This window comes from Spirosoma humi, from assembly GCF_054776575.1.
The window spans coordinates 1,381,995-1,394,376 of sequence record NZ_BAAHBR010000015.1 but is presented as its reverse complement, the minus strand read 5'-3'; the positions used below and the strand labels follow the sequence as shown (position 1 = coordinate 1,394,376).

The window sequence follows — 12,382 nt, the reverse complement described above, 5'->3', positions numbered from 1 at the left end:
AGTTATACAATTTATAAAAATGATTAGTAAGGGAGATGTTGCCATTTAGACATAACCTTATGGCCAAACCGCAGTTATGGTAGTTCAACGATAGGAATGAATCATGAATGCATCAATTCAAACGAAAGCCTTACTTTGGGGACTTGCCGGTATAGGCGCGTGGACCGCCATTAAAGCCGCATTGGCTCAGAAACGTAAAATCGATTTTCGCAATAAAACCGTCCTGATCACCGGCGGGTCTCGGGGATTGGGTCTGGAATTGGCCCGACTCCTGGCAAAGGAAGGGGCCAACCTGGCAATCTGTTCCCGGGATGCCGATGAACTCGATCGGGCTGAAGATGAACTTGCTCAATTCGGCACTGCTGTTTATACGGAAGTGTGCGATGTGACAAATAAAATTCAGGTGGAACGTTTTGCCGAAAACGTCCGGCAGGCCATCGGACCGGTTGATGTGCTTATCAATAACGCAGGTACAATCATCGTGACTCCCTACGAACACGCGACAGAAGATGATTTCCGGTATGCCATGGAGACTCACTTCTGGGCAACCTTCTACATGACCAATGCCGTGCTGCCACATATGCTGGCCCGTGCTGAGCAGCCTGGCCGGGGGGCGTCGGGCCAATCAACGTCAGCGGGGCGAATTGTGAATATTACATCGATTGGCGGTAAGGTGTCGGTTCCTCATCTGATGCCTTACTCAACCAGTAAATTTGCGCAGGTAGGCTATTCGGAAGGGTTGAGGGCTGAGTTGCAGAACAAAGGCATTTATGTAACAACCGTCTCTCCGGGCCTGATGCGAACGGGTAGTCCGCGCAATGCTATTTTTAAAGGGCAGAATGAAAAAGAATACGCGGCTTTCAAGGTCAGTGATTCAATTCCGTTCCTGACGATGGGATCAACGGAGGCCGCCCGCGAAATCGTAGAAGCCTGTCGGTATGGTGAAGCTGTGCGCGTTATTACCTTACCGGCTAAAATAGGGGTGGCCCTCCAGGGACTGGCTCCCAACCTGGTAGCCGAAACAATGGCTATCGTGAACGGGATGTTGCCTGACCCCGGTGGAATCGGTGAAAAAAAGGCCCTGGGAAAAGATAGCGAAACGACCCTGTCGGAGTCTGTATTAACCACACTGACCGATCAGGCCGCCGAACGAAACAACGAGGTTATAGATTAAGGTTAGATTAAAGAATGGGTTGATTTAAACAAGACTACTCAAGATTCGTTAAGTAGTATATTCCTGATTAGACTAGGAAATTACCAGGAATAATCACTCACTAAAGGCCACAGGCCACTACGATTATGAAAAAAGTACTTATTGCATTCGCTGCACTTGCCCTGACCTTTAGCGTTGCTCAGGCGCAGGACAGCAAACTGAAAAAGAAGGCAGACGTTGTTGAAGCGAAAGCAGAAGTTGCTGGCGACAAAGCCGCTTTGAAAGCCAATAAAGCAGAACGGGAAGCCGCTAAAATGACTGGCGATAAGGAAGCCCTCAAGGCAGCCCGCAAAGATCGGGTGAAAAAAGAAGGTGAACTGATAAAAGACCGCGCCAAAAAAGACGTTAAAGTTGTGAAAGAAAAGATTTAATCAATCCTGTTTCTTTACAACAAAAAACGCCCGGCTTTTCAGAGCCGGGCGTTTTTTGTTGGCATAGATAAGTCAGTCTTCGTCAATGGTTACGTCATGCTTTCTGGCCGCTTTTCTGATGCACTCTATAATCACATCAACCTCATCGTATTTAGCCGTGTTGTCTTTGTGATTGATCCGGGTCGCCGGTGCAATAGTTCCACGCAGCCCGAACGTGTTCGGGCGTGTCGATTGGATATTTCTTATTCGTACGGTCAGCGAACCGGAGCGCCGGACCGTTCGCATCACTGTATGTACGCTCGCCTTCTTTGGAGTTAACCTCATCCCGTTGATCAATTTTTGAATCAGTAGCCATCCTTGTCGAGGTTTTGTTGGGCTATTTCTAACGATAATCGAGATTGAATGTTTATAGCTAGTAACATCTTTCAAAACGAGTATGTCTGTTCTGTTCAGTCCGCTTTCTATCCGTAGTATCCAGCTCAAAAATCGCCTTGTTGTTTCGCCCATGTGTCAGTACTCCAGTGAGGACGGATTCTCCACCGACTGGCACCTGGTGCATTTAGGCAGCCGCGCCATTGGGGGAGCCGGGCTGATTATAACCGAGGCCGCAGCCGTATCCCCCGAAGGGCGGATCTCCCCAAATGATCTGGGTATCTGGAAAGATGAGCACATCCCCGGATTAAGACGAATTACTCAGTTTATTCAGCAGAATGGCTCCGTTGCGGGTATTCAACTGGCCCACGCCGGTCGTAAGGCTAGTACGCCACGCCCGTGGGAGGGAGGGAAGGCGATTTTCCCGACCGAAGAAAACGGTTGGCAGACCGTTGCCCCCAGCGCTGTTCCGTTCGTGGCCGATGCGCCCGAACCGCTAGCCCTCACTGAAGAAGGTCTTGAAAAAGTGCGGAACGACTTTGCGTCCGCTGCGCAACGTTCGTTAGCGGCCGGTTTTCAGGTTATTGAGCTTCATGCGGCTCATGGCTATCTGCTCCACCAGTTCTTGTCGCCGTTGAGCAATCAGCGTACCGATGCTTATGGTGGTTCATTCGAAAATCGTATTCGTTTGTTACTCGAGGTTATTGAGCGCGTCCAATCGGTGTGGCCATCCACGCTACCGCTGTTTGTCCGATTATCGGCAACGGATTGGACCGAAGGTGGCTGGACTATTGAGGACTCTGTAACGTTGTCGGGTATTCTAAAAAATAAAGGCGTCGACGTGGTTGATGCGTCGACGGGCGGCAACGTCGCAAACGCAAAAATTCCGGTCGGCCCCGGCTATCAAGTGTCTTTCGCTGAGCGTATCAAGCAGGAAACCGGCATTATGACAGCGGCCGTTGGCATGATCACAACGGCCAGCCAGGCCGAGCAAATCCTGACAACCGGACAGGCTGATTTAATTTTATTAGCCCGCGAGTTTCTGCGCGATCCGTATTTTCCGTTGCATGCCGCCCATCATTTGGATGACAAAATCGAGTGGCCTGTACAGTATGAGCGAGCCAAACCCCGGTGACTACCTAGCACGGGCTAAACATTTTGCCACTGGAAACAGTAGTCTTGCCAGCGGAAGTCAATTTGCATAATCACCATTTAACTAAAAAAAATCATGCGTTGGTTAGGAGGACGTGAAAGTGATAATGTCGAAGATCGCCGGGGAAGCGGTGGTGGCGGCTTACTTGTTGGGGGCGGCATTGGCTCAGTTGTCATTGCTGTAATCGTGATGCTGCTGGGTGGCGACCCAACAGAAGTACTGAATCAGGCTTCACCCACTCAGGCAACATCACCTGCCGACCAGCAGGCTGAAGGAGAAGCCGCCAGTTTCACCCGGAAGACACTGGCCAGTACAGAAGACGTCTGGACTAAAATTTTTGCCGATCAGGGATCTCAGTACCGCAAACCAACGCTGGTTATGTTTAATCAGGCGACGACATCAGGTTGTGGTACGGCTTCTGAAGCATCGGGGCCCTTTTACTGCCCGGCCGACCAGAAAGTTTACATTGACCTGTCCTTTTATAATGAACTTCGTGATCGGTTCAATGTGCCCGGTGATTTTGCCATGTCCTACGTTATTGCCCACGAGATCGGGCACCATGTACAGAAGCAACTGGGTATTATGGACAAAGTAGACGGGCTAAGAGGGCAGCTAAGTGAGCGGGAGCAAAACAAACTGTCGGTTCGGTTGGAATTGCAGGCTGACTTTTTTGCGGGCGTGTGGGCTAACAAGGCGCAGGGGAAATCGATTGAGCTGGATAAGAATGATATCGAGAGTGCCTTAACGGCAGCCAACGCCATTGGTGATGATCGTATTCAAAAGGAAACCCGCGGAACGGTAGTGCCCGATGCGTTCACGCATGGAACATCAGCCCAGAGGGTCTACTGGTTTTCAAAGGGATTTAAAACCGGCGATATTAATCAGGGCGATACCTTCAATAGCCGCGAAGACGCCAACTTACAGTAGAGAAAGCATGCTTTATTAGTACAGCCGGTCCAGATGTGGACCGGCTTTTTTATGCATAACGAATGAACCGGATGCTGCCTGAAACCTACACCAGTTTGGTCTTGATTAATTTGCGTTGCCTGGTCTGGTAACGCACGATGAGCAACGACGTACTGAAAACAATCAGGCAAAGAGGACCAAAACCAGCCAGGGTATCTCGTGAATAGGCACAGGAACACCAGCCGATCTGAAGGCGCGATATAGGAGCAATTCTTTCTGAACGGGGTTCATGCCGGCCACATTGAACGTTTGGCTAAACTGAATTTTACGGCCATCCTGATTTCCATCCAACTGAATGGAAAGGGTTTTGGTATCGTCAGAAATCCGCGTTCGCAGGTTCGACGCTACTGAACGCTGGGGCACTGTGGTTAAGCCAATGCAGATAAGCAAGCAACTAAACAGGTATTTCATACAAAACTGAATTTGTTTATTCACTTCGTAAACTCTTCACGGGGTTCATCAGGGCCGCTTTGATGCTGTGAAAGCTGACCGTAGCGAGGGCAATAAAAATGGCTGACAGGCCCACCAGAATAAACACCCAGGCGCTTATTTCGATGCGGTAGGAATAGTCATCCAGCCATTTTTGCATAAAAAACCAGGCCAGGGGTGTTGCGATAACGATGGCCAGAACAACGAGTTTCACAAAGTCCTGCGAGAGAATGAAAACGATGTTGGGTATGCTGGCTCCCAGTACTTTACGAACGCCGATCTCTTTGGTGCGCTGCTCAATCACCATCAGCGCAACGGCAAATAGGCCCAGGCAGGACAGTAAAACCGCTATGCTCGACGCAAGGCTGAAAATCTTCGAGAGCTGTTCTTCCCCTTTGTACCAGGCATTGGTATTCTCGTCCATAAACGATCCAATGAATTCCGACTTGGGAGCCACTTCTTTCCATACGGCTTTCAACTTATCCATCGAGCCTGCCAGACTGTGCGGGGCTACCCGAACAAAGATGTAGCTGACAGGTTGCGAATGGGCCAGGTACATGGTGATCGGCTTTTTCTCGCTTTTCGACGAATACAAATGGAAATCCGGAATCAGGCCGATAATCTGGTATTTCACACCCGCGGTGTCGGTCTGGAAGTACTTGCCTACTGGATCTTTCTCGCCGATCATTTTGGCCATACTTTCCGTAATGACCACCCGATCCAGTGTATCTGACGGGTAGGCTGGACTAAATTCACGACCCGCCAATAGCTTAATATTGAGTGTCTTGAGGTAATCGTAATCGATTTGCAGCCAGTCGGTCGAAATTTCTTTTTCCTTATACGTGAAGCCCATAACCGATCGCGAGGTACTTCTATCCTTGCCAAGGCCAAGGTTCACACTGCTGCCGGTTATGGCGACAATGGTTGGGTCGCTGGCCAGCCGATTGCGCATGCGTCTGAGGACCTGCTGGCCATCTTCCTGATTGCCCACGGGAATGCTGATAACTTCCTCTTTCTTAAAGCCGAGGGGCTGCTCACGCATATGGCGTACTTGCTGCACGGCAATGATGGTACAGCAAATGAGTAAGGTCGATAAGGTGAACTGGGTAACGATGAGTGAGTTACGCAGGAAGCCAGGCCGCTTTACGGTTATCTTTCCTTTTAATACATCAACGGCGTTAAACTTCGACATCTGCAAGGCCGGATACCCACCCGCTACCAACGTTACCAGACCAAAGAGGCCCAGTATGATTGCCAGTTTGTCGGGTTGCAGCATGTAGTCGAGGGTGATTTTCCCCTGAAACGTCGTATTGAAAGCGGGTAGGAAAAGATAGGTGAGGATCATTCCAACCAGAAATCCAATAAAGCAGATAAGAGCAGCCTCCCCCCATATTTGCGCGAACAACTGCGTTTTAAGCGCCCCCAGCGACTTCCGGACGCCTACCTCTTTGGCCCGGATAAACGACCGGGCAATGCTTAGGTTAATGAAGTTGATACAGGCAATCAGCAGAATGAAAAAGCCAATACCCGCCAGGGCGTATACCAGCGTAATTGATGACCCCGATTTACCTCCTATCTCCGTGCCAAAATGAACATCAGATAAGTGCTGTAATCGTATGGCGAACAGGTCACCCCGCTCGTCAGGCTTGGCCCCTTGCTTTTTCAGCTTATTGATGTCGCCGGAGAAATATTTTGCGGCAAAGGATTTAAACCGGTTTTCAGCCGTTGCCTGACTCACCCTGGGGGACAATTTGACGTAGGCAGCATGCGACATGGCATCCCATTTGTCCTTATCTGTCTGATAGTTATCGGCATTGACTATTTGAATAAACGCGTCATATTGAATAGACGAGTTATCCGGGTAATCGGCTAGTACGCCACTGACCGTAAATTCTTTTGCGTTATTGTCCCGGCCCAGCATTACCCGTTTCCCAATCGGATCTTCGTTACCGAAAACAGCCTTTGCCATGCTCTGGCTGATAACGATACTGCTCCGGTCATTGAGTGCCGTTGCCCTGTTCCCTTTAAGTAAAGGAAAGGAAAATATCTTCAAAAAGTCAGGATCGGTGAACATGACATTTTTATCGACGTATTTTCCCTTGTACCCGACCACATTGCTGCCGTTCATCAGGCGCGCTGCGGCTTCTATCTCGGGGTATTCTGCTTTTAGGGTTGGCGTGAAGGGCAGGGGCAATGTGCCCGAGTAAATCGCTTTATCAGGGTTATTGAAAAAGAGATTCGCTTTGTAAATGCGGTCACCGTCCGTATGAAATGAATCGTAGCTGAGGTGGAAATAAGCGGTTAGAAAGAGAAAAATGCTGATGACGAAGGCGACCGATAAGCCAACTACGTTGATAGCCGCATAGCCTTTACTTTTCCAGAGGTTCCGAAAAGCGATTTTGATATAATTACTGAGCATAGCAGGATGTAAAAATGAAGGTTGAGAATACGCGCTGGGTCCGTAGCGGGAAGTAATGGTTAGTTTCGTATTAGCTGATGGCTTCGTAAAACGGGTCGCCCGTCGGCGGAGGAAGTAAGGGCGTATGAATCGCAAAACTTCCAGACTGTAAAACTGGCGCGCCTTTCGTTCACCAAACTGGGCAACCTGATCGGCAAACTGCTCGTGCAGATCGCCCAATAGCTCTTCCTGCAAGGCAGGCGGACAGAGCCAGGTTAGTAGTCGATCGGCCCAGGCGGGGGGAGTAGGAGCGCGGTTAGCCATGATTAGATTAGCGAAGTCGTTGGAATAGCGTCCCAGAGTTGGTTGCGTACGTCTCTCATTTCGCTCAGAGTTTGTTTGCCTGCAGCGGTAACGGTAAAGAATCGTTTCCGACGTCCGCCCCGTTCATTGGTTGCACCCCCAAGCTCAGATAAAACAAAACCCTTCTCTTCCAGCCGGTACAAAGCGATATGCACCCCACTCAGGCTGATGATGCGGTTGGTCCGCTGCTTCAGTTCATTCGCCACCGCTACCCCGTAAGCCTGTCCTTCCAGTACAGCGACTGTCAATAAAACTAGTTCTTCGAATTCCCCCAAATAGGCTCTGTTCATACCCGTCCGCTACGTTCCGGTTTTATTTCCTTGTTATTTGTTAAACAAATGCCCTGCCAAAGAAGAAAAAGATTGATTCTAGCCAATCCAGGCCTATAATCTTATCCATAAAATCAATTGGCTGTCCAGAATCGGACAAGGAAAGTACGTTTGTGGACAGCTGGTCGAGAGAAACGAACCCATTTAACGGGCCTGGTGGCGACGATCCGGAAGTTGGCAAGAGTACCTAGAGCCAACTTCGCCTGGAGGCCGGTTGATTCGACTATCCCTGAATCAGCTGCCATTCCTGAAAAAGGCTGAGTTAACGGTCAGGAGAGGAAGGTAAACTACTGATAGTAAGCGTACTATTACCTGGTTTGGGGGGCAATTCTTGAAAAAGAACAGCTTGCTTTCGACCTTTCTCTTCGCAAAGTAAGGTCAAACTACTAATCACTAGCTTTATGAATCGTTTACAATTCACAGGCATCGCTGCCTGTCTCTTTATCGTTTCAATCTGTTTTCAACAATGTCAGCCTAAAGCCGGCGACCCTGGCCCTAAAGGTGACACGGGCGCAACCGGGCCAGCCGGACCAACGGGCGCTACAGGTCCGCAGGGCCCAACCGGCACCGCTGATGTGCAGTATTCGCCCTGGATCAGTACTACATTCTCGGGAAGTGGCACGTTGTTTACGGCGAATATAACGGCGACCCCCATCACACAGGCCGTCCTGGATAAGGCCGATGTTCGGGTGTACTGGAATGAAGGTGGCCGTATATTAAGCCTGCCATACGCAGAGACTTTCGGCACCACTACCTTTACGGTTCACCAACGAATTTATGTAGGGCGTATTGAACTCAGAGCCTCTTATGCGCTTACTACCCAACAATTCAGATACGTCATTATACCGGGTGCGGTAGCTGTTGGCGGTCGCCGGGCCGCCATCGATTATGCCGATTATCAGGCGGTTCGGAAGGCGTTCAACATTCCTGATTAAAGTTAAACGGTCCTGTATCCCATTGCTTACTAATGGGATACAGGACCGTTTAACTTTAATCGAATCAATTACTGGTCGCTGGCTGGATCGGGTGAAGGCGCCGGACGAACTAATCCATCAGCTTTTCCAGGTTGTCAGAAACTCGTTGAACGACTCTTCCAGGGCATGGAGCGCATCCAGCAAGCCACTGGTGTCATTGACTTTTAATTTCCCTTCGGCCGTTCGGGCAATGTCGGCCATACGGGCTACGCCAATGGTGCCCGCACTTCCTTTTAACGTGTGCAGATGGCTCTTCACGGTAGGAATATCGCCCAGGTCGTAAGCCGCCAAGGCGCCATTCACCAGGTCGGTGGCTTCCGTCACGAACTCTTCCATGATGCTGTCAACTAACTCCTGCCCACCAATGTCACGAAGCTGCCCAACAATCTCTTCATCGATAATCGGTAGTTTGAGGTCGGCGGTGGGTTGGGCTGGTCGGGCCGGTTTAGCCGGAGTTGTGACCTGCTTCGCCCGTTTCGTATCGGTGAGTTCCTTTACTTTAGCGATCAGGCTCTGGGCGCGGATCGGCTTGGCAATATAGTCGTCGAGTCCCTGGCTAATGAACCGCTCACGATCTTCACGCATTGAATAGGCTGTCATCGCCACAATCGTTGGTAGTTGATTACCAAACAATTTGCGCAGATTTTTTGTCGTTTCCACGCCATCCATATCGGGCATCTGAATGTCCATGAAAATAACATCGAAACTTGCTTCCGTTGCGCTATCGTATGTTTTCTGGACTTCACTAATGGCGGCTGGCCCACTATCGGCCGTGGTTACGACGCACCCCGATTTGCGCAGAATTTCGCTGGCCACTTTGCGGTTTACGGCGTTGTCATCGACCAGCAGCACCTTGGGATGGTAGTCGCTGAAGAAGTTGGCCAGGGCAATTTCGGCAACTTCCGTCGTTTGTTGCGTGGGACTAATGCTGGTTTCTTTCAGTTCGATGGTAAACCAGAACGAACTACCCATTCCCACGGTGGAATCGACCCCAATCTCGCCTTTCATCAGCGTCGCCAGTTCTTTCGAGATGGCTAGTCCCAGACCCGTACCGCCAAACGATTTGCGGGAAGATGTATCGACCTGACTAAACGAGTTGAAGAGCAGGTTGATGTTTTGTGGGGAGATGCCAATGCCTGAGTCCTTCACCGCCACCCGGATTCGGTTGAACTTCCCGTGTTTGCTGAGTAGCGTTGCCTCGATCCGAATGGTGCCGTTTTCGGTGAATTTTATGGCATTCGAGGTTAAATTAGACAGTACTTGCAGCAGCCGGGTCTGATCGGCGATAACGAACATGGGTAAATCAGAACCGAGGTGGTAGGTCAGCTCATTGTTCTTCGAGTTAGCCTGTTGCCCGAATAGCGCAATCAACTTCTCGAAAATCTCCTTGAAGGCTACTGGTGACTCATGAAGCACCATTTTCCCAGCCTCGATCTTGGACAGGTCCAGAATGTCGTTCAGAATATTGAGCAACGTCTCCGACGATCGCTTGACGGTTTTGACATAACTGCGCTGTTCCTCGTCTAACTGCGTGTCGTTTAGCAGGTCGATCATGCCGATAATGCCGTTCATCGGCGTCCGGATCTCGTGGCTCATATTGGCCAGAAACTGCTCTTTCACTTTCAGGGATCGCTCGGCCTCGTTTTTCGCTTTCACCAGTTCCGCCGATTGCCGCTTCAGCTCGGTAATGTCGCGGGCCAGCACGGCCACGACCGAGTTGCTACCCGAACCGTCGTTGAGCATCAGCATGTTAAACATGAATTGGCGTTCGCTGCCGTCCTTACGGCGCATGCTGGCCTCAAAGTTCCGAAGGCTGCGGTTGCGGGCCAGCTTAAACATGGCATGACGAATCTCGTTGGCGTCGATAAAATACTGGGTAATATCCTGCCCCAGCACTTCGTCAGGCGTGTAACCCATCCGTTTAAATACGGACGGACTGATCATTGTAATGCGCCCCTTCCGATCGACACGCGCGTAGATGTCCTGCAGGTTTTCGAAAATACCCCGGAATTTCTCTTCGCTCTGACGGGTGGCAATTTCGGCTCGTTTGCGGTTGGTGATATCGCGGGCAATACCCGATACTTCCTCGATGACGCCCCCGGCCAGCAAAATTGGGTTCAGGTGAAATTCGAGATACGTTTCTCCCTTGGGTGTTTCAAAATATAACTCAAAGTTTTGGGCAAAGCCCCGGAATGCCTGTCGATAGCGTTCTTCCAGAAGTCTTCGATTGTCAATCCCAATCATCCGCCAGCCCAGATCGGGGGTGCTGGTCTGAAGAGACGGCGCTTCGCTCAACTGGTCTTCCATGAGCCGGACGTAATTTTTATTGAAGGAGGTCAGCTTCAACGCCTTGTTCACCGACCAGATCAGGTACGTGCTACTGTCGAAAATAGCATTCAGTCGGGCATTCTGTTTGTCCAGCCGGGCTTCCGATTGCTTCCGGGCAATGGCCAGGGCTACCTGTCCCGAAATAAATTCCAGCAGTTCGAGGTCGCGCGGACCGTAGGTCTGCGCATCATCGTATGATTTTACGCCAATAATGCCCGTAATCTCGTCGCCAATACGAAGCGGTGCCGTCAGCATTACCTGCGGCTGAAGCTGGCCATACAGATCGACGTGTTCACGGTCGGCGAGTTTCCGGATGTCTTTTTCGTACAGAAATAAGGGTTTGTTCGCCAGAATCGTGTACTCGATCAGGCCATTGCCCAGTTTGCGCTTCGTAAACCGCATGTTGCCGCCAAAATATTCATCGACGTAGTAGGGAAACGATAAATAGGTTTTGCTCGCGTCATACAGGGCAATAAAGAAATTTCGGGCGTCCATGATGTTGCCCAGCTCTTCGTGAATTTTGTGATACAGTTCGCCGAGATTGGGTGTGTTGATGGTCCAGTTGGCGATGCTGTAGTAAAGCTTCTGCGATTTCTCGGCCCGGAGCTTGCCCGTCGTATCGTGCATGATGCAGCGAAACGCCGTAGGACGTCCATTGTCGAAACGGCAGTTTACACTTCCCGACAGAAAGAGGGTTTTCCCGGACTTGTCCCGAAAAACGGTTTCTATATAAGGGAGTTTATCGCCTTCCTGAATGCGTTTGAGCAGGCCGAGGGTACTTTCGGCATAATCGGGATGAAGTACGTCGCGCAGGTTGAGGGCCGAAATTTCGTCGGAACTGTAGCCAAGAGCTTCACGCCAGGCCCGATTGACAAAGATGAATTTTCCGTCAAGCGTGAGCAGTTGAATCAGGTCGGAGGTGTTATCCACCAGATCCTGCAATTGGGCATTGGTATTGGAAAGAGCCGAGGCAACCCGTCGCTTGTTCGTTACGTCTTCGCCAATGATAGTGAACGAAGATACCTGCCCATCGGTACCATTGACGATAAACGAATTGACCTGCACACTGCGCAGCGCGCCACTTCGGGCCAGAATCGTAATTTCTTTCTGTTCAGGAAATCCGCCTTTGGTCACGGCTTCATCAAACTCATTTTCGAGCTTGGCCCGGTCGGCGGGAAGAATAAAGACGTCGAAAAAGTTTTTGCCGATAATGTGCTCGGGTTGCCAGGCCGTCACCCGGTAGGTATAGGGGTTGGCATAACTGAGCGTTCCATCGCGTTCGATGGTGAGACCAACCAGATTCAGTTGGTCAACCGTATGCCGAACATCGAAAGCAGGCAGCACATCCGTTACGGCTACGTCGCTGCGTTCGTGTTGTAGCCGTTGAATCTCGGCTACTAGTTCATCTTTCGTTTTGGCAGACCAGCGCATGGGTAAGTCGGTGAGTTAAGTGTCGTTGGACTCTTTAAATTTACGAAAAATGTTG

11 protein-coding genes are annotated in these 12,382 nt (G+C 50.4%); 5 read left to right on the top strand and 6 right to left on the bottom strand.

Annotated elements, in window-relative coordinates:
- Positions 1 to 103: 103 nt before the first annotated feature.
- On the top strand, positions 104 to 1,174 hold the full coding sequence (locus ACYU8Y_RS22075) for an SDR family NAD(P)-dependent oxidoreductase (RefSeq protein WP_460940274.1): 1,071 nt from the start codon (positions 104 to 106) through the stop codon (positions 1,172 to 1,174).
- Between the two features lie 125 nt (positions 1,175 to 1,299).
- Positions 1,300 to 1,584 (top strand): hypothetical protein, encoded by a 285-nt coding sequence (locus ACYU8Y_RS22070; RefSeq protein ID WP_460940273.1) that lies wholly within the window; start codon positions 1,300 to 1,302, stop codon positions 1,582 to 1,584.
- Positions 1,585 to 1,656: 72 nt separating this feature from the next.
- On the opposite strand, the gene ACYU8Y_RS22065 is transcribed toward ACYU8Y_RS22070, so the two are convergent.
- Both ACYU8Y_RS22065 and ACYU8Y_RS22060 read right to left on the bottom strand, forming a co-directional pair.
- Complete coding sequence (locus ACYU8Y_RS22065; RefSeq protein ID WP_460940336.1) at positions 1,657 to 1,719, bottom strand: hypothetical protein; 63 nt, start codon at positions 1,717 to 1,719, stop codon at positions 1,657 to 1,659.
- Between the two features lie 16 nt (positions 1,720 to 1,735).
- Entirely contained in the window at positions 1,736 to 1,939 is a 204-nt protein-coding gene (locus ACYU8Y_RS22060; protein WP_460940272.1) for a DUF6582 domain-containing protein, read from the bottom strand.
- An 81-nt stretch (positions 1,940 to 2,020) separates the two neighbouring features.
- Between ACYU8Y_RS22060 and namA the strand changes: the two genes are divergently transcribed.
- Positions 2,021 to 3,091, top strand: a complete 1,071-nt coding sequence (namA, locus tag ACYU8Y_RS22055) for an NADPH dehydrogenase NamA (RefSeq protein WP_460940271.1) — start codon at positions 2,021 to 2,023, stop codon at positions 3,089 to 3,091.
- 93 nt (positions 3,092 to 3,184) lie between these two features.
- On the top strand, positions 3,185 to 4,036 hold the full coding sequence (gene ypfJ, locus ACYU8Y_RS22050) for a KPN_02809 family neutral zinc metallopeptidase (RefSeq protein WP_460940270.1): 852 nt from the start codon (positions 3,185 to 3,187) through the stop codon (positions 4,034 to 4,036).
- 162 nt (positions 4,037 to 4,198) lie between these two features.
- Here the strand turns inward: ypfJ and ACYU8Y_RS22045 are convergent, their stop codons facing one another.
- Genes ACYU8Y_RS22045 through ACYU8Y_RS22035 form a run of 3 tightly spaced genes read right to left on the bottom strand, consistent with a single transcriptional unit; the run spans position 4,199 to position 7,555 of the window.
- A complete protein-coding gene (locus ACYU8Y_RS22045) occupies positions 4,199 to 4,486 on the bottom strand; it encodes a hypothetical protein (protein WP_460940269.1) in 288 nt (95 codons plus the stop codon).
- A 16-nt stretch (positions 4,487 to 4,502) separates the two neighbouring features.
- Positions 4,503 to 7,226, bottom strand: coding sequence for an ABC transporter permease (locus ACYU8Y_RS22040; protein WP_460940268.1), 2,724 nt, complete (start codon positions 7,224 to 7,226; stop codon positions 4,503 to 4,505).
- Between the two features lie 2 nt (positions 7,227 to 7,228).
- On the bottom strand, positions 7,229 to 7,555 hold the full coding sequence (locus ACYU8Y_RS22035; protein ID WP_460940267.1) for a PadR family transcriptional regulator: 327 nt from the start codon (positions 7,553 to 7,555) through the stop codon (positions 7,229 to 7,231).
- A 440-nt stretch (positions 7,556 to 7,995) separates the two neighbouring features.
- Here ACYU8Y_RS22035 and ACYU8Y_RS22030 point away from each other — a divergent pair, with 440 nt between their 5' ends.
- The gene (locus ACYU8Y_RS22030; RefSeq protein WP_460940266.1) at positions 7,996 to 8,529 is read left to right on the top strand and encodes a collagen-like triple helix repeat-containing protein; all 534 of its coding nucleotides are present in this window, start codon (positions 7,996 to 7,998) and stop codon (positions 8,527 to 8,529) included.
- 117 nt (positions 8,530 to 8,646) lie between these two features.
- On the opposite strand, the gene ACYU8Y_RS22025 is transcribed toward ACYU8Y_RS22030, so the two are convergent.
- Positions 8,647 to 12,327 (bottom strand): PAS domain S-box protein, encoded by a 3,681-nt coding sequence (locus tag ACYU8Y_RS22025; protein ID WP_460940265.1) that lies wholly within the window; start codon positions 12,325 to 12,327, stop codon positions 8,647 to 8,649.
- Positions 12,328 to 12,382: the final 55 nt, after the last annotated feature.